Below are 22,817 nucleotides of genomic sequence, written 5' to 3'. Positions count from 1 at the left end.
ACCCGAGATAGTTCGTGTGATCTGTTCATGTTCGGGGCCATGCCTTTCAAAGCTGTGCAGTCCAGTCGAAGTCGCGGAGATAGAGACCGATGGGATTGAGGCGGATGACGCCCTCGTCCTGGGGCGGCGTCAGTGTCACGGTGGCAATCGCACGGAAGCGGCGCGTGGCTGTCTCCTTGCCGCGGCGATCCCGCTCGAACTCGGTCCAGTCGATCTGGTAGCTCTGGTTCGACAGCGCGACGATGTTGTTGACCTCGATTGCCACCGTCGCGTTCTTCGCCTTCTCGAAGGGCGAGTTCGAACGAAACCAGGCGTTGACCTTTTCCGTCGCGGGATCGGAGGTGCGAAGCAGCCCGTAGGTGCGGTCGATATACTGCTTCTGCACGACCGCATCCGGGGTCACCGAGCGGAAGTTCGACACGAAACTGCCGAGTGTCGCGCGCACCACCCGTGGATCGGCATATTCGATCTGCTCAGGGAAGCCGGCATTGACAGCCGTACCAAGCTTGTCGACTTCGACAATATAGGGGATCAGCTTGACCTGCGTGCTCTGATAAAGCGCATAACCAAAACCGATAACGGCCATGGTCATGCCGGCGATGCCGACGACGCGCCAGGCGGCTGCCGCTTTGACGTACGAGCCATAACGCTCGTTCCATTCGTTGCGAGCGGCGATGTAGGGATTATCTGGAATATTCCGACCCGTCATTCTTTCAGCGTCCCGTCACTTGGTGTCGTTGATCGGCGGTGGTGGAGGCGGTGTGCCTGGCCGGCCGGATGGTTGATCGAGTTTGGCGTTGGCAAGGCCGAGCATCGATCCGGCATAGGCGCCGGGCGAGCCAATCGCCTTTTCCTTTGCTGCCGAGCCGACGGCACCAGCGGCTCCTCCGATCCCGGCCTGCATGCCGCGCAGTGCCGCACTGGCCAGGGACGCGCCCCCTGCCCTTGCGGCACTGGCGGCCCCCAAGCCTCTGTTGGCCGCGCCGATCGTAAGAAACCCGGCGCCGAGTGCCGCGGATGTCGCTTGTCCGCCATGACGGATGGCTTCCATGCCGCCGCCGACCGAAGCGCCCTGGACCACGCCTTGTAGAATGGGGGGCACATACATGGCGATGACGAAGACGACGACCGAGATGCCGGCGATCGCCAGCGTCGTGATGAATTGTTCAGAGGTCGCGGTTGGTGCCTCCGCCAGACCGAGAAGGATGTCCGAGCCGATCTTGGCGATCATCACCAGCGCCATCAGCTTCATGCCGACGGAGAAGGCATAGACCAGGTATTTGATCGCGAAATCCTTGGTATAGGAGGAACCACCGAGCCCGAGCATGATCATGCCGGCGAGCAGGCCGACATACATCTCGACCATGACAGCCACGAAGATCGCTGCTAGCAGCGAGAACGACACGACGACCACGACCATGGCGAAGACGGCGGCGATCGCCAGTGCATTATCCTGCCAGAGGCCAAATTTCGCCTGTTCCGACATCTTCGTTGCGACACGAATGCCGGCATCGAAGATGTTGGCGGGAGATGCGGAGCCGCCACCCGCGCCGATCTGGTAGAGACTGTCGACCACTGCTTTGGCGAACTCTGGTCCTCTGTCGAGGATGAAGGAGAACAGGCCGATGAACATGATGCGCTTGACGAGTTCAGCAAACCAGCTGTCGAGCGAGGCGGCACTGATTGCCAGCCATACGGCAGCAACCCCGACCTCGATGCCGGCGAGGATCCAGAACAACGAGCGAGCTGCGTTCATTACCGTCGTTTCCCAGCCCCTGGCGGCGGTGACGACGGAATTTTCGAGTGTGGTCAGGACATGGCCCTGTTGTGCCATCGTCGGCGTGGCCGCCAGCAACACCACCGCAATCGCAATGAACATATGTTCAAGTGTGCGGGAAGGATGAACAGCTACCATCGCGGTTTCATCTCCTGGCCCCCACGAATGCCACGGCTTGTATCTCCGCCAAAGAACTGTTCACGGTGTCGGCGCTGTTCTTCGTTGGCGGATGAGCCTGTCGCAATCCCGCCGGATCCGGAAAGTGGCTCCGGTCGAACGATAATCCAGGTGATCGCGCTCGCGCCGGCCGCGGAAACGACCGCGACGAGCGCGACAATAGTGATCAGGCGGGGGCTCACCAGCGGGGCTCCATCGTCTGGCCGCCCCTGATGTCACGCTCGGTTCCGCTGAAGAATTGTTGGCGCCGCGCCTGCGCGAGATCCTTCTGCGCCTGTTCGGACTGGTACCAGGTGCCCATCATCGTCATCTGCTGGGAGACCAGGCCCCGCAGTTTCTGCATTTGCGCGACCTGCTGGGCGGCGATCTCGTGCCCGACCTGCAGAGCCTTCATCTGGCCGTCGGCCGATTCCGACATCGACCTGAGCTCCGACATGGTGCTTTCTTCACTGGAAAATTGCTCGGCCGTCAGATTCGCGGCCTTCAGCGTGCCGGCGATGGTGTCGCGATTGGTGTCGGACCAGCTCTGATAGGTCGTGGAGAAGCTCGCACCGTCAGGCAGATTGCTCTTCATATCGGCAAAGCTCTGGAAGCGCTGCTTGAGGACATCGTCGACATTGCCCATGGAGAAGGCGACGCCCTGTCCCTGGTTGACAATGGTCTGGAGGTTCTTCAGATCGCTTTCGACCTGTCCCCAGACATGGTTCGGAAGCTGCGCCGTGTTCTGCAGCATGTTCTTGTAGATGTTGAGCTGGTTCTGGATCTGCTCGGCCAGCTGCGAAATCTGGGTGATCTGGTTGTTGACCTGCTCAGCGGACTTGCCGACGAGACTGATCAGTTCGGTATTGTTGGCCAGCTGAGTCCATTCCGTTGCCTGTCCCGTGACGCCACCGGCCTGCGTAGGAAGCGAGAGAGCAGACGAGAGCATGAGAGCCGCACCAAGCACGGGGTGCAATGTCCTACTGAGTTGGGAAGAGCGTGTCGGCATGGGCGATACCCCTTTGCTGGAGCCAATAGAGAGGCCAGGCGGCCCCATGTTCAAGATGCAGGGCGCGGATGCGCTTGAGGTCTTCCTTTCCGGACGCTCCGACAAAAGAGAGCGCCACCGGTCCAAGCGCCATGTCGAAGAGCCTGCGGCCCTCGGGAGAGACGACGTAATAGTCGCGCTTCGGGATAGCGGTCGCGACGATCTCGATCTGCCGTTCGTTGAAGCCGATCCGTTCGTAAAACTCGCGCGTTCCCGGCTCCCGGGCAGCACCATTCGGCAGGCAGATCTTGGTCGGGCAGGATTCCTTCAGCACATCGATGATGCCGGACCGCTCGGCATCAGAGATCGACTGGGTGGCGAGCACCACGGCGCAATTGGCCTTGCGAAGCACCTTCAGCCATTCCCGGATCTTGTCGCGGAACACCGGATGGCCGAGCATCAGCCAGGCTTCATCGAGAATGATCAGGCTAGGTGAACCGGTGAGCCGCTTTTCGATGCGTCGGAAGAGATAGGTCAGGACAGGAACAAGATTGCGCTCGCCCATGTTCATCAGTTCCTCGATCTCGAAGCACTGGAAGGCGCCGAGCGCCAGACCGTCCTCCTCGGCATCGAGAAGCTGCCCCATCGGACCGTCGACGGTGTAGTGATGCAGGGCGTCCTTGATCTCGCGCATCTGCACGCCCGAGACGAAGTCGGAAAGGGAGCGGCCACGCGACTCGGCCATCAGCGCGATCTGCCGTGAAATCGCATTGCGATAGTCGGGGGTGATGGTGACCCCCTGCAGCGCGACCAGCATCTCGATCCACTCGGAAGCCCAGGCACGATCAGCATCGGACGAGAGATCGGCCAGCGGGCAAAATGAGAGTGCCCTCCCCTCTCCCTCCTCCGGCATATCGCCACCGATCTGGTAATGATCGCCCTCGATTCCAAGCGTCAGCGGCAGCATCGAGCCACCGTTGTCGAAGGCGAAGATCTGCGCACCGGCATAGCGTCGGAACTGGGCTGCGATCAGTGAAAGCAGAGTTGATTTGCCGGAGCCGGTCGGACCGAAGATCAGCGTGTGGCCGACATCGTCGACATGCAGGTTCAGTCGGAACGGTGTCGACCCGCTGGCGACCTGCATTAGCGGAGGAGATCCGGCCGGATAAAACGGACAAGGTGCGACCGGGCTGCCCGACCACACGGAATTGAGCGGGATGAGGTCGGCGAGATTGCGCGTGTTGATCAGCGGCTCGCGGATGTTGGCATAGGAGACGCCCGGCAGGCTGCCAAGAAATGCATCGGTCGCGTTGATTGTCTCGATCCGTGCGCCAAAGCCTTCGGCCTGAATCAGGCGGCGGACCGCCTCGCATTTCTCCTGAAGACGGGATTGATCCTCATCGAAGAGGACAATGACCGGCGTATAGTAGCCATAGGCCACAAGCTGCGACGAGGCTTCGGCGATCGCGTCTTCGGTCTCTGCCACCATCAGCATCGCATCCTGGTCGAGCGACCGCGACTGCGTCTGGAAGAGCTGATCGAAGAACGGCCGCACCTTCTGCTGCCACTTCTTGCGCGTACGCTCGAGCCTTGTGCGGGCCTCCTCAGCATCAAGGAAGATGAAGCGGGACGACCAGCGGTACGTCAGCGGCATCAGATCAAGGCTGTTGAGAATTCCGGGCCAGCTTTCCGCGGGCAAGCCGTCGATCGCCACCACGCCGAGAAACCGGTTCTCGACGAGTGGCGTCAGACCGTGCTGGAGTTCGGCCGTCACCAGCCAGTCGAGGTACATGGGGATTTCGGGCAGGCGCACCGGATGGTTCTCGCCGGTAATGCAGAAACGGACGAACTGGAAGAGCTCGTCGTAGCGGGCGACACGATGACCGCCGCGCTCCGGCGTCTCTCGTGTCATCATCCGCCGGATCGACACGACATTGCCGAGATACTGTTCGACCTCACGGATCGACGTCAGAAAGGTTTCAAGCGCCTTGTCGGCATACGTCGCGGATCGGCTGCCAACGTCGGAATAGACATAGCGCGTCAGTCCCGACCGCCGCGGTTCCGGTGGGCGCCAGGTGAGGATCAGGGCATGCCGGCTTTCGTAGTGCCCCCTCTCCTTCTGGAAGTGTGCCCGCCGCTCCGCATCGATGGCGCGGGTGACCGGATCGGGGAAATGACTGGCTTCCTCCGTTGGATAATCCCCCGTCGGCACTCGAATAGCCTCGACCTGGATCATCCAGCCGGACCCGAGGCGCGAAAGGATGGCATTGATCTGGCGCGACACCTCGTTGCGCTCGGCGTCCGTTGAACTTTCGCTGTCCGGGCCGGCAAAATACCAGCCGGCCATCAGCGAGCCGTCCTTCAGGAGAATGACGCCGTTATCGACCAGCCCGGCATAGGGAACGAGATCGGCGAAGGACGGTCCGGAATGGCGGAAGGATTTGAGGGCAACCATGCCGTACTCCCTCAGTAGCTGCGCCACGGCGATGATGTCGCGCGGTAGAAGGTCTTATACGAAATATGTCGGATATAGACCCGTCGCATCAGCGGATCAGCCTTGGCCATCATACGAAGGGCGGCGACGGTGACCAGCCAGATTGCGATACCGAAGAGCGCCGCATACCAGGTCAGAACCACGAAGATCAGGATGACGGCGGCGAGCGCCGTTACGAGGACAAGCTCGCGATCGGCGCCCATCAACAGGTTGGGACGTGACAGCGCCCGATGTACCCGCGACCGGATGAGATTGGAACCGGCTTCAGCCACGGGCTCCCTCCCCTACTGCTGACGGCGTCGTCACGGGTACAGAGACGACTGGAGCCACGCCTCCCTCGGCGTGGCGCTCGCCAATTGAGGCGCCGGTCGCGCCAAACAGGGCGACGATTTGGGTGGCGCTGAGCAGCACGCCGCCGACCAGCGCGACGTAGCAGAGCCGCCGCGCGAAATCGTTGAGTTCCCCACCGAAGATCAGCATTGCGCCGGCGATCGCGACCGCTGTAAGGGCGATGAACCCCGCGACGGGGCCAGTAATGGATTGCTGAATCTGCTGCAGCGGCGATTCCCAGGGGAGACCGCCACCTCCCGAGGACGCCAATGCTTGCTCGGAAATGCTAAAGCAGACGGCGGCAAACGTAATCACTGCGAGAATGGAATAAGTCTTACGCGACATGGCTGTCCTCGTCGATCTGGGCATAGTGTTCGGTCTGGTAGTGGTCGTTGCGGTAACCCTCGATGTGAATCACCTCTCGGACCCGCCTCCCCTTTCCCGTCCGCTCGATGGAGACGACGAGATCGACCGCCTCGCCGATCACTTCCTGCATGGGCTGCTGGCTGGCCTCGGCAGTCAGTTGCTCAAGCCGCCGCAGCGCCGACATCGCGGTGTTTGAATGGATTGTAGTGACCCCGCCGGGATGACCGGTGTTCCAGGCCTTCAGGAGCGTGAGCGCTGCACCGTCGCGGACCTCACCGACGATGATGCGGTCTGGACGCAGTCGCATGGTGCTCTTAAGCAACCGCGCCATGTCGATTCTATCGCTGGTATGCAGGCAGACTGCATTCTCCGCTGCGCATTGGATCTCGGCGGTGTCCTCGAGGATCACCGTCCGATCATCCGGTGCGCTCAGAACGATCTCCGCGATGATTGCATTAGCGAGCGTGGTCTTGCCGGAGCCAGTGCCGCCGGAAATGACGATGTTCATGCGGGCGCCTATGGCGCTTCGGATGGCTGATGCCTGGGCCTCTGTCATCACCTTCGACGTCACATAATCGTCGAGCGGGATGAGACGCGAGGCGCGGCGACGGATCGTGAAGGTCGGACCGGACACGATGGGCGGAAGAAGACCCTCGAAGCGATGGCCACCGATGGGCAGTTCGCCGGAGATGATAGGGTGCTCGTCATCTGCCTCCGACTGCAATGCATGGGCGACGCTACCGATGATGACTTCCGCAGCCGCTGGTGTCATGACCCCGGCCCCGGCTACACCGTGACCGAGGCGTTCAATGAACAGTCGGCCGTCCGGATTGAGCATGATCTCGACGACTGTCGCATCGTCTAGCGCGACGCATAGCTGGTCGCCAAGCGCATCCTGGAGCTTGCGAACGAGGCGAGGGTGGGAACGTAGCTGGTTCACGCCGCGCTCCTCTCCGGGTGATCATCGGCACAAGAGAGAACGGATCGATAGTTCGAAGGGCGAACCTGTTCGAAGCTCTCCTGGTCCGCTGGAAGCGTGCCGGCGATGGCGACGGTATTGCCAATCGGAACGGGTTCACCCAACCGCGCCATCGGCCATCCCGCTCGGTTCAAGATACGCTCGAAACGTAGATCGGTGGCGGTAACGATCTTGTCGTAGCCATTCGCCATCGACCATTCGATGATCCCGGCGAACATGGTCAATGTTGCAAGGTGGAGTTGGCTCCCTTCCCTACCTGCGGGTAATGTCGTATCGACGCAGAAGCGGGAACTCTCGATCATCGCATTGGTCGCGTTGAGCGAGCCATCCGCCAGAAGTCGCGGAAATGTGCGTTTCAGCATGGTCGGGCCTTGTGCGGGCAGAAGGCGCGCGCATCCGATCACACGTCCATAGTCTGTCACCGCAAGGACATAGGTGGGGTCGAACCGGTCGTACTCGTCAAATTCGCCTGTCTCGGTGACTGTGACATCCCATTCTAGGCGACCTCGGAAGACCATTTCGCGAAGTCGGTGCATCTGCGCCAGTTCATCTTTGTGATGGGCGTGTTGATCAGGGGGAACGGTCAGGATCCGCATATCTTTCTCCGCTTGATTTCACCGTGCGAAGAAAGAGCATCTCGAAAGCGACGTGGCTATCTGCAGATCTGCAGTGCTCGCCGTCAGCAGTCCATGCCGCTTTTACTTTCCTTTCCTATTCATCAAACGCATCGGCCAACAGGGAAGGCGCGACTTGGAAAATCCTAAGTTTTGCGGGGGAGCAGGTGAATGCCGGCCAGGGTGCAACGCACGGACCCTCCGGCCATCTCAATAGAGGGTATATCAAGCGCAACAATTCGTACGCAGTCTTCGATCGCTTCTCGCTGGTGAGGTTCAAGCGATGCCACAGCCGTCGTAGACATGGCCAGAAAGCGCCCACTATTCCCCCCAAGTTCCAGTGCATTGCCGGCAAATTTGCCAATCTGATCGTCGCGCAGTTCAATCACCTCCCGCCCTGACCTATGCAAGCGGGCCAGAATCTCTTCACGACGGGAGGTGTCGCGTATCATACCGCTCCCGATCATGGCAAAATCGGTTCCGATGCACATCAATACATTTGTATGGTAGACGGGCATTCCCTGCGCATCGCATGCATCAAACACCATCGGCTCAAAGCCGAATTGTGTGGCGAACCGCTCGAGCGCAACAGGATTTGTGCGATCCGAGCGGGCGGCGTATGCGACCCTGTCAACGTGGTCGAGGACCATCGCACCCGTTCCTTCGAGAAAAAGTCCATCAGGTTCCAGCCCGGAGTAGTCGATAACCTGCTGCACCCGGTATTCCGATTTCAGCATTTCGATAACATCGACCCGTCGCTCTTTTCTGCGATTTTTTGCCCGCATGGGATAAATCGCAACAAGCCCGCCGGCATGTGTCGAGAACCAGTTGTTGGGAAAGACCGAGTCAGGTGTCGTCGTCCCCTCATCGTCAAACATATGGACGGTCACACCGTGATGTCGGAGCGTTTTGGCTGCGTTGGTTATCTCGGCATAAGCCATTTGTGTGATGTCCGAGACACCGATGCCCGCGGCTTGAAAACTGTTGTCATCAGCCGTCTCGGTATTAACCGTAAAATTATGAGGCCGGATCATCACGACTGAGGCCGGTGCTTGGGCAGAATATCGCATGGGTTCAGTCCGCTTCCAGAAATTTTGCAGCGGAGCGCCGCACGTTGATGCCGCCCTGTGCCGCCAGTTTGCAGATTGTCCGGGCTGTCTCGTAGGATTTTACGAATGCGGAGACAGGAAGGAATTCGAAGCGCGAGTGGAAGTTATAGGCGCCCGTGAAAAAGTTCGGCGTCGGGATGCCGCGAGCGGACAACACTGCACCATCAGTCCCGCCCCGCATCGGGACGATCTTCTTTTTTATGCCGAGCTCGTCAAGAGCGCTGAACAGCAGGTCAGCCGCGCGGGAATCGGCGGCAAGATGATCGCCGATATTGTCATATGTGTCCAAAACGGAGCTGCGAACTGCGCCTGTCGGGTATTGTGCGGCAACAAGTGTCGCCACTTCGCCAATTCGCTTCTTGCGCTCTTCGAAGCTGTTCCGCTCGAAGTCGCGGATCATGACTTTTAGCCGCGCCTCACTATCGCTGGCGCTGAGATCCCTGAACCAGAAATACCCTTCCCTGCCCACGGTGTGTTCAGGTGTATCCCTACGATCGAAATGGGAGATGAAATCAATCGCCATCAAAAGAGGATTTACGAGGACGCCCTTGGCCGACATCGGATGGGCGCTGACGCCCGTGAAAATAATCTCCGCAGATGCCGCATTGAAGTTTTCCACCACCACCTCGCCCTCCTCGCAGCAATCGATCGTATAGGCGAAATCGCAGGGGAAACGGGCAAGATCGAGGGCTTTTGCTCCCCGCAAGCCGATCTCTTCGTCCGGCACGAAGGCAACCGCAATATCACCGGTAGGCGTGTCATCTTCAAATCGGGCGAGCAGCGTCATGATCACAGTGATTGCCGCTTTGTTGTCGGCGCCAAGTACACTTGTTCCGTCGCTCAGGATGACGTCTCCTCCCCTCCAGGATTCTATTTCCGGATGGTCAGCCACCCGCAGCCAGATGTGCCGGTCCTCGTTCATGCATAAATCGCGCCCTTCAAATCGCTTGATCTGCGGCTTGATATTCGCGGATAGTCCAACATCGACCGTATCGAGGTGGGCAATAAAGCCGATGCGCGGGGCATTCGGATTTGAACCGCGCCTTACCGCCGTGACGATTGCATTTTCGTCGACAAGTACGTCTTCAATGCCGAGCTCCTGAAGTTCCTGTGCCAGCAACAAGGCAAGTTTCAGTTGTCCCGGCGTCGAGGGCAATTCGGCCGCTGCCACATTGCTCTGACTTTCGATGCCGACATATCGGAAGAACCTTTCGAGAAGCTCGTCACGTAACCCGGTATCGTTTCTTGCCGTCGTTTCCATGGATCTGTGCTCCGCTCTTTATCTGGATATGGTTTTGGTTAGGCGATGTCAGTTCGTTGGTTTGACACGAGGGCCTGAAGGCATTTTGTCCTGCCTCATATCAGGTGGTCCGGAACTCAGAGCCGAAGAATGCCGATGTTGTCTTCTATGTGGATTTGTGCCCCCAGCTCGGCCGACTGCGCCTGAAACCGCGCGAGAATTCGGTTCGCTCTACCGTCGGTCGCAATATGGGGCGCCAGTCGCTCCTCCAGTCTTGAATGGCTCAAACCCTCCTCGCCACCGATGACAACGGGATGGAATTCGATCTCTACCAGTCGGTTGTCGGCCTCGAAGCTGCACACACCAATCACACTCTCCCAGACTTCCGGTGAATGCCAGGTTGATTTGGAAGGAACATGGAATATGAAATTGCCGAGGCTGTAGAAAATCGGCCGTCCGTTATAAATCTCCAGTGGCTGAAGCACCGGCGCGCCGTGGCTCAGGAACATTGCGGCCCCTGCGTCAATACAGCGACGTGCGATGGAGCCAACCCACTCAGGAACCTTGTACCAGTCGGACGCCCAGTGATGATGATGCAGATAGGCGACGACGAGGTATCCCTCGCTCGCGGCTGACGCGATTTCCTGGAGGTTTCGCTCCATGTCGCGGTCGTCGATGCGCACGTTGCGCCCAAATCGACCTGCGCGCTTGAAGATTGTCCGGCCGAGCGCCAGTTCGTCAATGGGATCCACGAATGGCGGGTCGTTCGGTTGACTGTCATTGGAAAGATCGATTGCAGTATATCCGACCTTGTCCCGGATCGCGCTCAGCTCTTCAAAGGCGCGATCGTCCACCTCAATGAGCTGAGAAAGTTTAAGACGGTTGATGCCGGGACGCGCGGGGCGATGTTCGTCGCCGTCAGCTGCATACATGAGATCAGGCCCTGGCCCCCCATCCATGGCAACCATCGCTATGCGGTTTGTGCCAACCACTCCCCTGCCTGCTTGGGTTGCGTGCCGGTGATCCCGTCCGATCCCTGCATGCAGCATCCGACGTCGTTCCACTTCGTCCAACGTTGCCAGAACCCCTGACGGACCTAGGTCAAACGCGTGGTTGTTGGATAGCGACAGTGCGCCGAAACCCGTCTCGGCCAGAGCATCGAGAACGATTGGTCGGCTACATCCGAAAAACGAACCTTTCAGTGGCCATCCGCCATGATCTCCAAGTATGGTGCCCTCAAAATTTGTAAAAGAAAGATCTGCTTTTCGAAGGATATTCTGGACCGCCCTGAATTCCGCGGCGTCGATATCCCGAATGTCATGCTTGATGAGAGACTGGCCGGTCACGGCCAAGGTAAATCGTCCTGTCATACGCTTTTGCCTGTGTTGACCGCCCATCGGACGGCGTATTGGTTGACAACCGCAACAACGGCGCTTGTGGAGCTGCTGTGCCGGGAGTGGAACGGCGTGTTCCGCGGAGATGCTCAGTGCGTGAATCTTTGTGGACGTGCGTCAATGAGACTCCGCGTGTATGGATTTCGCGAATTCGAGAAGACGTCGTCACAAGGGCCGCTGTCCTCGATCTTGCCGTCCCTCAAGATGAAAACCGATCGGCAGAGCTGTTGAACGACCGCCAGATCGTGCGAGATAAACAGCATCGAAAGGTTCTGGCTTTGAACGGTCTCCCTGAGCAGTTCGATGATCTGGGCCTGCACCGAGACATCAAGTGCCGAGGTCGGCTCGTCAGCGACGATGATTTGCGGACGCGCCAGAAGAGCCCTTGCGATGCAAACGCGCTGTTTCTGCCCACCGGAGAGCTGATGCGGATACCGGGTCAGCAGGCCCAGCGAAAGCCCAAGCCGTTCCATCATGGCGTCGAGTAAGAGCGTCTTGCTGTCGTCTCTGGCACCTGCGCAGAAGTGAAGGCTTTCGCGCAAGGTTTCGCCTATGCGCATCGTTGGGTTTAACGAAACAGCTGGATCCTGAAAAATCATCTGAACCTGTCCGAGCAGGCCATTGCGCTGCCCCGATTGTGTCACGTCGTAGGGACGGCCCTCCAGCAGCATCGTTCCTGTCGATGCCGTTTCCAGCCCCGCAATGATCCGGCCGAAGGTCGTTTTTCCGCTACCACTTTCCCCCACTACACCGGTGATCTCGCCGCGTAGCAGCGTCAGGCTGATATCGCTCAAGGCGTATCGTGAAGAGCCACGCCCTCTGTCGATCAACGAGGACAGCCCCCTTGCAACGAAAGTCTTTCCAATGCCTTCGACCACAAGAGATGGATTGGAAGCATCCCTTGAAGCGGGACCTGCTTGTTCCCCCCGTTGACCGTTGTGGCTCGTCCCGCCAGTATCCGGGGTGTTCAGAAGTAACCGGGGAACCGCGGCGAGAAGATCACGAGTATAGTCCTCGGCAGGTTTGTCGATCACACTGTCGGTGTCGTTTTCCTCAACGACCTTTCCCTTGCGCATGACCAGTACGCGATCAGTCACTTCCGCGACGACACCCATGTCATGGGTGACAAGAATGACTGAAACCCCCGTTTCATTAACGAGAGTGCGCAACAGTGTCAGAATTTGCTTTTGCACGGTTGCATCCAGTGCAGAGGTCGGTTCATCCGCGATAATGAAATCTGGCGATCCGGCCAGGGCCATGGCGATCACCGCCCGCTGTCGCTGCCCACCGGAAAACTGGTGCGGAAAGTGACCATAGCGACGCTCCGGGTCGGGAATGCCAACCCGGCCGAGAAGGTCCAGCGAACGCATGCGGGCATCACCCATGGTGAGGTCCGCGTTATGGGCTCGAACCGTCTCGGTGATCTGGGCACCGACGCTCATCAGCGGATCGAGGGAAGCGGTGTGGTCCTGAAATACCGCCGAAACCCGCCGACGCCGCGCCAGGTCGCTCTGTCTGTCGAGTGGATCGAGGGGTTTCCCTTCGATGACGATTGTCCCGGACACCTGCTCGATTTCAGGAGGTAGCAGCCCAAGGATCGCGTTTCCAATCGTTGATTTTCCGGCACCCGACTCGCCGATGATTCCCAGGATCTCGCCGCGGCTGAGCGTAAAGCTGACATCTTCCAGGATTTTCGAAGATCCAGACTTTGACAGATGGCGGAGGCTCAGATTGCTGATTTCAAGAAGCGGCACGGTTTTAATGTCCGTTACAAGTGTCGTGGATGCTGGTGCCGAGCTGTTCATCGTGGCTTGCTCCTGGGGTCGAGGCGCAGGCGAATTCCCTCGCCGGTAAAGTTGATGGCGGCGATCAGGCAGAACAGTGCAAGGCCGGGAAACAGGCTGATCCAGTACTGGCCAGTCAGAAGGTACTGAAATCCGTTCGCGACCATCGAGCCGAGCGACGGTTTGTCCAGGGGAACACCAAGGCCGAGGAACGACAATGTTGCTTCAAGTGCCACCGCATGACCGACTTCAATCGGAATTAGACTGACTGCCGGAGCGATACTGTTTGGTAACAGGTGCCGGAATATGACCCTGTGCGTCGGCAGACGCTTCAGGCGTGCTGCGTCCATGTATGGCTTTTGCGTCTCACTGAGGGCGACGCCCCGCACCAGCCGCGCGTAGCTTGCCCATTGCGCGATGACCAGCGCAAGAATGATCCGGTCCACGCCCGGTCCAAGCGTGACGATGGCAATCAGCGCAACGAGAATTGTAGGAAGGCTGAGCTGCAGGTCAACGATCCGCATGATCATGACATCGACCCAGCGCCCGAAATACGCAGCGCTTACCCCCGCCGTCAGACCGATGAGTGCAGCGATAGCCGAGCTTGTAAGCGAGACGACCAGACTGATGCGCAGCCCATAGAGAATGGTGCTGAAAATATCTCGTCCCAGTCCATCGGTGCCGAGGAGGTAAATGTAGCCTCCGCTGCCGGCGGTGCCCGGCGCCGACGACGCCTCCCACCCGAAAATCTGGAGCGGGTCATAGGGGTTCTGTAATGCAATTAGTGGTGCTGCGAGCGCTGCCAGAACGAAGCAGCACAGAACAATTGTCGACAGGTGAGCCGATGCATTAGGGAGTGTGCGGTGTTCGGACGTGTGGGTGCGCATTCTGAGCGCCCGGAGAATAAGCGGTTTCATGATATATTCCTCCTTATGACGACAGGCGCACACGTGGGTCGACGAGCGCGTAATAGAGATCGACGAGCGCGTTCAACACTACGAAGCTCACGGCCGTGAAGGTCAGGCTCGCCATGACGACGGGCCGGTCAAGTAACTGGATGGAATCGATCAGCAGCTTGCCAATCCCCGGCCAGGCAAAGATCGATTCAACCACGACGGCAAAGGCGAGCATTCCGCCAAATTGCATGCCGATGATCGTGACAAGGGGCACGCTGATGTTCGGCAGGGTGTGAGCAAACAGTATCCGCCTTGGTGAGAGGCCTCGTGCCCTGCAAAAACGCGTGAACTCCTGCTGTTCTATCTCGATCGTTCCTGATCTCGTCAGTCGGGCAATCAGCGCGATGTTCGGAATGGCGAGTGCCAGCATCGGGAGGATCATGTGCCGCAATCCATCTGCGGTCAGAAAACTCCATTCGTTTCCCGCAAAACTTGCCGTCGTCCCTCGGCCGCCCGACGGGAACCAGCCGGTCAGGACCGCACCCGTCAGGATCAACATCATGCTGAGCCAGAACGAGGGAACGCTGAGAGCAAAGACGCTGCCGTTGAGGACTGCCCGATCGAGCTCCGTTCCCTTTCTTCTGCCGGCAACGAGACCGAGGCCGACGCCGGTGATGGCCGACAGAAGCATTGCCGCACATGCAAGCTCCAACGTCGCCGGCAGCTTGCCTAGAACAAGATTAAATGCGGGTTGGTGGTAGATATAGGAGGTGCCGAAATTGCCGCTGACGACATTTTTCAGAAACAATCCATATTGTTGCCATATCGGAAGGTCGAGCCCCAGCGCAGCCGTCGCACGCCTGATATCCTCAGGGGTGGCAGTTTCAATATTGACCACGTTGAAAACTGGATTACCAACGCTGTGGATGCCGATGAAGCCGATCAGCGACATGGCGAGGAGGAGAAGCACGGCCTGTGAGAGCCTTGCCGAAACGGCGAAGATCAGACCCATCAGCTTACTCCGTCGCTGCGATGGTCTGCATGGCAGTTGTCCACCCGCGTGGGTGCATCACGTATGATCCAACTTTCGGGCCGTAGCCGACGATATGATGGAAGTGATAGAGCGGTATGATCGGCTGGTCTTTGAGAGCAAGTTCAGTCGCCGCTGCAAGCGCAGCATCGCGCTCTTTACCCTCTTCGATGCTCTCTGCCTTTGCAAGAAGTGTATCAAAGGATGAGTTGCGATAATGCCCGAAATTGAGCGCACCGGTGCCGCGCTCCTTATCAGGAGAAGCCAGCAAGGCTCGCAGGATGACGTCCACAGATTCACCAGAGGTCCCACCGTACCACGCGGCGTATTCGCCGGCGGCGCGTTTGGTGTTGAACACCGAAAACGGTGATGCTTGGGGCTGGACAGAAACGCCGATACGCGCCCAGCTCTGTGCCACCGCCTGAAGACTGTCGCTGTCTCCGGGGTAGCGGCCGGCAGGGCCAGCTAGAATGATTATGAAGCCTTCAGAGTAACCCGCCTTTGAAAGCAGCGCTTTGGCGGCGTCATAGTCGGGCGATTCTGCCTTCAGATTGGGGGAGGTTCCAGGCAAGCCTTCGGGAAACACCTGTGACGCGGCAGTACCGTAACCCGAGAGGATCTTCTCTGCGATCACATCGCGATCTGTAGCAAGCGCCAGGGCCTTTCTTACCCTTATGTCTCGAAACGGGTTGGGGATAGGGGCGCCGGATTTGTCAGTTACGCCTGACACCTTCTCCTTCTCGACGTCGAACTGCAGAAAATTGATGCGAGCCGCACTGATGCTGGCGATGCTGGCGCCGCGCTGTTTCAGGGAACTGACATCCCTTGCCGGGACCGAGTCAGCCACGTCCACATCACCGGCAGACAAAGCAGCGACACGGGCTGCAGGACTTTCCATGACCCTGAAGGTGACCGTGGGCCATGCGGGACGGCTGCCCCAGTAGTCATCGTTTCGTATCAGTCGCAGGGTCTCGCCCGAACTCCAGCCGTCCAGCTTGTAAGGGCCGGTACCTACGGACGCCCTCCCGGAATTGAGTTCTTCCGTTGTCTGAAACCCCTCCCCCGGCTTGTGCATGATGAAGACGGAGGACATCAAAAGAGGAAAATTGGGGACTGGCCCATCCGTTTCGAAGAGGACCGTCAACGGATCCGGTGCCGTGGCGGACTTGATATCTGTTACATAGGAACGGTATCCGCCGCTGGGTGATTGCAGGAAGTTCCTGATACGCTCGATGGAATAGACGACATCGTCCGCCGTAAACGGCGAACCGTCATGAAACTTGACGCCGTCACGCAGCTTGAACTCCCAGCGATTGTCGGAGATCATCGACCATGAAACCGCAAGACTGGGCTTTAACGCGAGCTTTTCGTCTTGGTAAACCAGTCGCTCGTAGATATTCGACAGCAGCGATGTGTTTTCGTTAAGGTTCGCATAATGTGGGTCGAGCGTCATCAGCTTGTAGGATGTTGCGATGCGCAAGTCGGACTTCGTCTGGGCACTCGCTGGCGTGGAGGGCTGGGTGAGGAGCGCAATTGATAGAACGGCTGTGGCGATGGTGCTTGGCCGAATTGTTTTGGTGAAATTGATCATCGAGTTCCCTTTTTGTCGTTGGAATTTGGACGGCCGGGGACCCATGCTGCGAAAAGGCTGCAGCTTGGTTCAGCAGACAGATGGTTGAATCGGAAACACGACGGGACGCTCTGACCCCGCCGGATAAATGTGACGGTGCTCGAATTTAGAGGGCTACGGCCTTCCCGTTTCGGTCCCCTGCCCTATTTGGTTGGATAGGCGCAATCTTCCGTGACGGTGGATCGGCCGCAATGGGAATGGTCTGGAAATGAGATGGAGAACCTGAGCTGAAATCTGCCCTCGCGAAAGAAGGCATAGTTCTGCTATTGTCGGAATCAGCCATGATCCGAGCTCCCTAACAGCTTGAGTGTGGTCAGGCCGTATCCGGCGTTCGTGCACAAGATACAGTCAAGTGAAACTAAAAGTGCCACATGAACTAAAAAAGTTCAACCCGAAATCGTGGATTTATGAAGAAAATAACCGGTGCTCAGATTCGAGCGGCAAGAGCGCTAAAGAGGTGGACGGCTGAAGAGTTGGCCAGTCATGCGTCTGTTGGATTATCGACAATACGAAGAGCTGAAGCAGATAACGGATTGCCATCAATTACCTCTGCGAACTTGAAGCTTATACATATGGCTTTCGAAGATGCGGGAATTGAATTCATAGAGGAAAACGGTGGTGGGGTTGGCGTTCGCTTTAAGAACCCTAGTTAAAGGATGTCTGTGCGGACGATTGCATGGATGTTGCGATCGTCGACTGATTTTTCTCGATACACCGTCACTCTCCAATATCTGCCTTTCAAAGGCGAACTTTTGGGTTGGCCGCCAAGACAAGGTCTATGAGCTGGATCTTCGGCAATAACGCATCGTGGAGATGCAAAATTTGTCAGGTTCTTGTGGTTGGGGACTCCCGGGATTGAATTGATCGTAGATGGCCGAAAGCCCACTGATATGAAAACCTCACAGGAAGATTTCGCAGGGGTCTATTTGCTAGGGATGCAACTGCCGTGCGTGGTGCTTAATGCGACCGATGGTACGTCCGTTGACCTTAGAGGACCGGGTCTATCCGTAGTCTATGCCTACCCACGTACAAGTCCACCGGACGGCAGGGTATTTGACGGATGGGAAGAAATACCCGGAGCTAGAGGGTGCACGCCGCAATCTTGTGCTTTTCGAGATCATTTCGCTGAGTTGAGGCGATTAGGGGTGAGTCGGCTTTTCGGACTTTCAACTCAGCCCACTGAATATCAAAAGGAGGCCGCAGACCGGCTCCATCTGCCTTTTCCATTACTTTCCGACAGTTCGCTTTCGCTGGCCAACGCTCTTAACTTGCCCACCTTTGAAGCTGGAGGGTTCACGCTGCTCAAGAGGCTGACGATGATAATCGAAGAAGGCACCATCAAGCATGTTTTCTATCCGGTACATTTGCCCGATGAAAATGCCGAAGCGGTGATTTCTTGGCTGGTAGCGAACTCTTCCTCATGAGTACACGGATTGCCGACAAGAGAGAGAGACGCTACCCGCTTTTTGTCTTGTGGTTCCCGCACAGATGCCGCGTCTATCGGCACGATTGTCGCCGTGTTAGGTGTTTCCGGAAAGGCCGATTTGGGGCCGGCTGCAGACTGAACCACAGTTCATAGTGACCACCCATTTGCACCGAAATCGGTATGAAGCGGAAAGCCGCAGTTGCACGGAAGCTGACGAGGAACACAAATGTCGATCACTGTACAGAGAACAATCCCTGCCGAGCGAATGCGCCAGTTCCACCAAATGGTTGATCGATGGCTGGGAGAAGGTCCCATCAAGCTTGCGACGAATGCAACGATAACTGCAATGGACAATGCCGGCATCCCGAAGGCCGAACAGGCAGCGATCATCGAGGATCGGGATATCATAATGAAATACAATATGCGCCTTGGTGTCATCAGCGAGGTATTCGGCCCAGCCATCGATAAAGCAGTGAGTTCGTACCGGTCGGGTAATGAAGCCCAGGATGAAATCGCTCGGTTGATTGTGACTGCAATCGGTATCCGTCAGGACGACGACAGTGAATTGATCACATTCACCTTCACGACCCAAGCCGAAGCAGATGTCTTTCACAAAGCAACCTGACAGACTACGTGTCGCTCTTATGTCTTCATTGCTAACAAGCAAAAATGCGGCGTCGGGAGATGAAGTTGCTAAACCGCATCATGACCGGTGGCAATGAGGTATGGCGCCTCCGAGGGTTCAGCGCTCACCTTGGCGGCGTAGTGGCACAAAACCCCTGCAACGATACGCGATTGCGGCACGCTCCCCGTGATCGATCTAGAACGATGGAGCTGTCAGCTTATTGTTCTACACATCTTTGATCGTTTGTTGGAGAAAGTGACTAGAGGCAAGTCTTCGCGTCTAGTCGCTTGGCCATGAGGATTTCATCAAATTCAAGTCCATCATCGACGTATCCCTGTGGGACAGTCCCGATCTCTCTGAAACCGGCGCGTTTGTAGAATCGTATCGCCCCTGCACGGTTGGCTCGCACTCCCAGCTCGATCTGCCTCATCCCGTGTTGCTGAGCGTATCTAATGGTCGTGTCCAATAGTGCGTTTGCAAGACCGGAAGAGCGAAAGCGCTGGTTTACGTACACCATCGTAATCGTTGCTCGGTGGATCATCTTGGGTTGGTGCAATTGCTTTAGCGCCATCAATCCGACAGGACGTCTTTCGGCGAATGCTACGAAAACAGGAATATTCATCCGCTCACGCCATTCCGCATCCGAGAGCCCTACCCAATCCTCATAGACGCTCGCGAAGGCACCAGGTTCGCTTTGCAATGCTTCCAGTCGAATCTGGCGGAACACGTCCACTTCCCCTGGCGAGATTGTGCGGATCTGCCAACTGGATGTTTCCATCGGGGTTCCTCCGTTCGAATCTTGCCTAGGCCCACCGCCACTCCGGTGATGCAGTGGTAATCCTTTGGCTTGTGAGATGGCCATACATCTCCCGCCAAATAGGATCGGCGGTGAAGAAACCAAGATCGCCTGCCGCCACTTCCAGTGGCTGCTCACCATATGCCGCGGCGACGGCCAACCAATGTCCGACCTCTTCCGTTTCTTGAAGCGGAGAGGCGTTTGCTGGACGAAGAACGCGATGGCCCCACATGCTAGCGTGGCTGTCCTCACGCATTGCAGTCAAAAGCGCTCGGTCGTGGTTTGCGTCGAGCGAGGCAGCAACGACGTATCGCATCAGCGGGTGGTAGACAGTCTGCCGACTACCACCGAGCAATCGAATGCCCGGGAGGATTGATGTGACGAGCGCCATCGTCAGCAAATTCGGAACCAACTGGCGCTGGCGCAACGACCTTGCAAGATGCTCAGGGGTGAGCGGAATACTGAAGGGTGCCGAAGTTGAACCAGTCAGGACACCGCAATCGAGGTGAAGCGGCACAATCCGTCCGTCTACAAGTCCCCAGAAAAAATCGGTTGTTCGCCTGATCCAACCTGCCCACGGGCCCTCGTTCAGTGCGTCAATTATCGACAGCATTCTCTCCGCAGCCTGACCATCACCCGTGAAACGTCTCGATAGCCATGAGTCCGGGTCTTCGAAGTGATCGGCAACGAGGTCTCCCACATCCACATCGTTGAACTGTAGTAACTGCAGTGACAGCGGAAATGACTTCTTCCAGAGAGCCTGATTGGCAGCGATGATCGCGTCGGCCGCCGTCGGGAACGTGGCGTCGGGCAGCTCGGTTCTCAGCAATGCGGCGTATGGGTTTGGAGCCGTTGCGGTGGTGGGTGAGAGCTCGAATTGGTATGGCCCGTTGCGGCCGCAAAGGTTGGTTGATCCCATGCGCCGCTTGGACAAGCCAAAGACATTGATGAGATCACCACCGGCATCCAGCCACCCTGGCCCCTTTCCGGGGCTCTCCGTAAACTTGACGGTCGAACAGCCAAAGTAAAGGTACCACCGGCGTTTGTGAGAACTCAAGCCCAATGCGCTGAACAGATGCGTGTAGAACGCCTCCGGGTCCACAATCAGGAAACTATGCGGTCCGCTTTGTAATACGGGCACCTCTGATATCTGCCTGGCCGCATCCAGCGCTTGGTCCTCATCAGCACCTGCGCGAATTGCCACACTGCGGACCAGCATCTGCAAACGCCCAATCGCATCGTTACGCACAGAGCAGTGTCCCCGGTGGACATCGTCATATACCGCATGTGCATAATCCAGGAGCGGACGTTGCCAGAATTTCTGGAGTTTGGGCATCAGAAGGGTCAGCGCCTGTCTGATTTGCGAGGCGGAAAAGCAAGGTTCTCCGAAACTGCCACTCATGAGTTCAATCTCCGCGCGGTCCAGGCAATGGAGCAACGACCGGCTTTACTGACCAAGGAGGGCGCCATTTCCAGTTTGTGGGGAGCGGCTCGTTGGCGTCGTCAATAATCGTCAGCGGCAGTCGCCCGTTAGAGAAGTCAGCGGGTATTGCAGGGCTCAACAGCAACGAAACGTATTCAATCATGGATCGTCGAGAGTTCGACGAGACGATCGTGTAAAAATTGCCACTGTTCCAGGTCACCACGCTGTAGCGAAAAGACAGGCCAAGTGCCGCAACGGTCGTCGCCATATCGACCTGGAAATCCAACATGGTGTTGAGGATTTCACGTTTCTTTTCCGAAATCTGGCTCTGTGAGAAAAAAAGCGATTTGAACATCTCGTCTTTTTGACGTTCACGCTCTGCGTAGATCAGAGGATCGGGATGCCGGAGCTTCTGCACCTGCACCAGCACCCCTGTCGGCCTGAGCGAGCGGGCGACAAATTCTGTCTGATTATCCCTGTCGCTTCCATACATCTGGAACGTGGTGTCTTCGATAAGTACATCGAATCCTCGCCGAAATGGCTTGAGGTCCCGATCACTTGCGATCCGATCAGCATCGAGTTCGAAAAAAGGGCCCTCGAAGAAATGCGCGTACTCGCTGCCGCGCTTTTCGTAAAAGCACACACGGTTCGCAGCGGTCGGACTGCAGTTAAGAGTACTGATGCGGCCGTCGCCGAGTTTCGCGAGCGAGCGGGAAAGGCTGCCAGCTCCGGCTCCCAGCGTGTACAATGTCGCCGGCCGGCACTCCAGTGCCCAAGCCCCTAAACAAAACCGGAATGCCGCAGCTGCAATACGGCACTCCTCTTCCAGCCGGAAGGGGATGCTGGCAAAATAGTGATGCTCAAACTTGCCCCACAGTCGCCGGTGAGTGTCTGCGTATGTCAGGCAATCCAGATCAAATTGCAGAAGATCGGCTGAAGCGATCGGCGCGCCATAGTCGGGCGCGCCCTCCAGCCCGCTTGCAGTTCTCTCGAAGAAGTCGGCAAACTCATTCAGTCTCGGCGCACGTCGCCAAGCGTCTTTTACCGTGTCATCCATCTTTGCACGTCCTTGCCCGCGCCGAATTGCGACGCGCCTTTAGGTTGGTCAAACGTGGCGGGATTGCTCCGGAAGTTTTGGCGCCGGCAGGGTCCACGCCATTGCCGAAAGCGATCGAACGATAGCCCCGCGGGCAGACCTGTTCGAAACTCGCTTGATCGGTAGGAAGAGTGCTGGAGATTTTGTCGATCTCCACCGGCTCTCTTCGCGGTGTTATCGGCCACCGGGGCCGGTCCCGGGTGCATTCGAAGTACAGATCTTTTGCCGTGCCGATCTCATCGTAGCCATTCGCCATCGACCACTCGATGATGACGCGAACACTGTGAGTGCTGCGAGATGGACTTGGGCCCCCTCCCCTACCCGGGGGTAACCTTGTCGCGATGCAGACGCGAAAACTCTCGATCATCCTGTCGGTCGCATTGAGTGAGCCGCTCGCTAAAAGCTGCGGGAATGTCCGCTCCGACATAGTCCGGTTGACTGTGGGAAGCCGACGCGCGCAGGCAACTACCGCGCGGATGTTCGTGGGGTTCAGCTGGTCGTGTTGCTCAAACTCGCCCGACTCGCTGATTGTAACATCCCGTTCGAGGCGGTCTCGAAAACCGGTCGCGCGAAGTCGATGCATCTGTGCCAGTTCATATAATTGATAGGCGTATTGATCACGAGGGACCGTCAAGATTCGCATTTCTCTCTCCGCTCGTTTCGA

General features: G+C 57.7%; 23 protein-coding genes. 3 read left to right on the top strand and 20 right to left on the bottom strand.

Annotation, left to right across the window (positions count from 1 at the left end; all coding sequences use genetic code 11):
- Window positions 1-46 precede the first annotated feature (46 nt).
- From CFBP5499_RS26560 to CFBP5499_RS26485, 16 genes are all read right to left on the bottom strand, one after another.
- Entirely contained in the window at window positions 47-709 is a 663-nt protein-coding gene (locus CFBP5499_RS26560; protein WP_080830553.1) for a conjugal transfer protein TrbF, read from the bottom strand.
- 15 nt (window positions 710-724) lie between these two features.
- Window positions 725-1,915, bottom strand: coding sequence for a P-type conjugative transfer protein TrbL (gene trbL / locus CFBP5499_RS26555; protein WP_080830552.1), 1,191 nt, complete (start codon window positions 1,913-1,915; stop codon window positions 725-727).
- Entirely contained in the window at window positions 1,909-2,136 is a 228-nt protein-coding gene (gene trbK, locus CFBP5499_RS26550) for an entry exclusion protein TrbK (RefSeq protein WP_080830551.1), read from the bottom strand. The genes trbL and trbK overlap by 7 nt, the downstream gene beginning before the upstream one ends.
- Window positions 2,133-2,882: a P-type conjugative transfer protein TrbJ gene (trbJ, locus tag CFBP5499_RS26545; protein WP_371507039.1), complete on the bottom strand. Its 750-nt coding sequence runs from the start codon at window positions 2,880-2,882 to the stop codon at window positions 2,133-2,135. The genes trbK and trbJ overlap by 4 nt, the downstream gene beginning before the upstream one ends.
- Before the next feature lie 31 nt (window positions 2,883-2,913).
- The gene (locus tag CFBP5499_RS26540; protein ID WP_080830549.1) at window positions 2,914-5,376 is read right to left on the bottom strand and encodes a conjugal transfer protein TrbE; all 2,463 of its coding nucleotides are present in this window, start codon (window positions 5,374-5,376) and stop codon (window positions 2,914-2,916) included.
- 11 nt (window positions 5,377-5,387) lie between these two features.
- On the bottom strand, window positions 5,388-5,687 hold the full coding sequence (locus CFBP5499_RS26535; protein WP_080830548.1) for a conjugal transfer protein TrbD: 300 nt from the start codon (window positions 5,685-5,687) through the stop codon (window positions 5,388-5,390).
- A complete protein-coding gene (gene trbC / locus CFBP5499_RS26530; RefSeq protein WP_080830547.1) occupies window positions 5,680-6,090 on the bottom strand; it encodes a conjugal transfer pilin TrbC in 411 nt (136 codons plus the stop codon). The genes CFBP5499_RS26535 and trbC overlap by 8 nt, the downstream gene beginning before the upstream one ends.
- Window positions 6,080-7,051 carry a P-type conjugative transfer ATPase TrbB gene (gene trbB / locus CFBP5499_RS26525; protein ID WP_080830546.1) on the bottom strand — a complete coding sequence of 324 codons (972 nt, stop codon included), beginning with the start codon at window positions 7,049-7,051 and terminating at the stop codon, window positions 6,080-6,082. Before trbB ends, trbC begins: the two co-directional genes overlap by 11 nt.
- Window positions 7,048-7,686, bottom strand: a complete 639-nt coding sequence (gene traI, locus CFBP5499_RS26520) for an acyl-homoserine-lactone synthase TraI (protein WP_080830545.1) — start codon at window positions 7,684-7,686, stop codon at window positions 7,048-7,050. Before traI ends, trbB begins: the two co-directional genes overlap by 4 nt.
- Before the next feature lie 164 nt (window positions 7,687-7,850).
- Entirely contained in the window at window positions 7,851-8,774 is a 924-nt protein-coding gene (gene ctlX, locus CFBP5499_RS26515; RefSeq protein ID WP_130932601.1) for a citrulline utilization hydrolase CtlX, read from the bottom strand.
- Window positions 8,775-8,778: 4 nt separating this feature from the next.
- Window positions 8,779-10,074 carry a peptidase T gene (pepT, locus tag CFBP5499_RS26510; RefSeq protein WP_080830544.1) on the bottom strand — a complete coding sequence of 432 codons (1,296 nt, stop codon included), beginning with the start codon at window positions 10,072-10,074 and terminating at the stop codon, window positions 8,779-8,781.
- A gap of 116 nt (window positions 10,075-10,190) precedes the next feature.
- Window positions 10,191-11,423: a CapA family protein gene (locus CFBP5499_RS26505; protein ID WP_080830543.1), complete on the bottom strand. Its 1,233-nt coding sequence runs from the start codon at window positions 11,421-11,423 to the stop codon at window positions 10,191-10,193.
- Between the two features lie 113 nt (window positions 11,424-11,536).
- Entirely contained in the window at window positions 11,537-13,252 is a 1,716-nt protein-coding gene (locus CFBP5499_RS26500) for a dipeptide ABC transporter ATP-binding protein (RefSeq protein WP_080830542.1), read from the bottom strand.
- Window positions 13,249-14,148 carry an ABC transporter permease gene (locus CFBP5499_RS26495; RefSeq protein WP_080830541.1) on the bottom strand — a complete coding sequence of 300 codons (900 nt, stop codon included), beginning with the start codon at window positions 14,146-14,148 and terminating at the stop codon, window positions 13,249-13,251. The genes CFBP5499_RS26500 and CFBP5499_RS26495 overlap by 4 nt, the downstream gene beginning before the upstream one ends.
- A gap of 13 nt (window positions 14,149-14,161) precedes the next feature.
- The gene (locus CFBP5499_RS26490) at window positions 14,162-15,139 is read right to left on the bottom strand and encodes an ABC transporter permease (protein ID WP_080830540.1); all 978 of its coding nucleotides are present in this window, start codon (window positions 15,137-15,139) and stop codon (window positions 14,162-14,164) included.
- A gap of 4 nt (window positions 15,140-15,143) precedes the next feature.
- The gene (locus CFBP5499_RS26485; protein WP_080830539.1) at window positions 15,144-16,748 is read right to left on the bottom strand and encodes an ABC transporter substrate-binding protein; all 1,605 of its coding nucleotides are present in this window, start codon (window positions 16,746-16,748) and stop codon (window positions 15,144-15,146) included.
- Window positions 16,749-17,194: 446 nt separating this feature from the next.
- Between CFBP5499_RS26485 and CFBP5499_RS30640 the strand changes: the two genes are divergently transcribed.
- The 3 genes from CFBP5499_RS30640 to CFBP5499_RS26470 all read left to right on the top strand — a co-directional run bounded on the left by CFBP5499_RS30640 (window position 17,195) and on the right by CFBP5499_RS26470 (window position 18,838).
- Entirely contained in the window at window positions 17,195-17,440 is a 246-nt protein-coding gene (locus CFBP5499_RS30640; RefSeq protein WP_080830538.1) for a helix-turn-helix transcriptional regulator, read from the top strand.
- 237 nt (window positions 17,441-17,677) lie between these two features.
- The gene (locus tag CFBP5499_RS26475) at window positions 17,678-18,211 is read left to right on the top strand and encodes a peroxiredoxin (RefSeq protein WP_080830632.1); all 534 of its coding nucleotides are present in this window, start codon (window positions 17,678-17,680) and stop codon (window positions 18,209-18,211) included.
- Window positions 18,212-18,439: 228 nt separating this feature from the next.
- Window positions 18,440-18,838 carry a hypothetical protein gene (locus CFBP5499_RS26470; protein WP_080830537.1) on the top strand — a complete coding sequence of 133 codons (399 nt, stop codon included), beginning with the start codon at window positions 18,440-18,442 and terminating at the stop codon, window positions 18,836-18,838.
- 259 nt (window positions 18,839-19,097) lie between these two features.
- Here CFBP5499_RS26470 and CFBP5499_RS26465 read toward each other — a convergent pair whose 3' ends face one another.
- The 4 genes from CFBP5499_RS26465 to CFBP5499_RS26450 are packed head-to-tail and all read right to left on the bottom strand — an operon-like array spanning window position 19,098 to window position 22,796.
- Complete coding sequence (locus CFBP5499_RS26465) at window positions 19,098-19,616, bottom strand: GNAT family N-acetyltransferase (RefSeq protein WP_080830536.1); 519 nt, start codon at window positions 19,614-19,616, stop codon at window positions 19,098-19,100.
- Between the two features lie 25 nt (window positions 19,617-19,641).
- Window positions 19,642-21,036 (bottom strand): hypothetical protein, encoded by a 1,395-nt coding sequence (locus CFBP5499_RS26460; RefSeq protein ID WP_080830535.1) that lies wholly within the window; start codon window positions 21,034-21,036, stop codon window positions 19,642-19,644.
- Between the two features lie 4 nt (window positions 21,037-21,040).
- Window positions 21,041-22,114, bottom strand: a complete 1,074-nt coding sequence (locus CFBP5499_RS26455; protein WP_080830534.1) for a class I SAM-dependent methyltransferase — start codon at window positions 22,112-22,114, stop codon at window positions 21,041-21,043.
- Entirely contained in the window at window positions 22,107-22,796 is a 690-nt protein-coding gene (locus CFBP5499_RS26450) for an acyl-homoserine-lactone synthase (RefSeq protein ID WP_080830533.1), read from the bottom strand. The genes CFBP5499_RS26455 and CFBP5499_RS26450 overlap by 8 nt, the downstream gene beginning before the upstream one ends.
- Between the last annotated feature and the right edge of the window lie 21 nt (window positions 22,797-22,817).

It is taken from the genome of Agrobacterium tumefaciens, assembly GCF_005221325.1.
GTDB lineage: Bacteria > Pseudomonadota > Alphaproteobacteria > Rhizobiales > Rhizobiaceae > Agrobacterium.
This window is presented reverse-complemented; position numbering and strand designations above follow the sequence as displayed.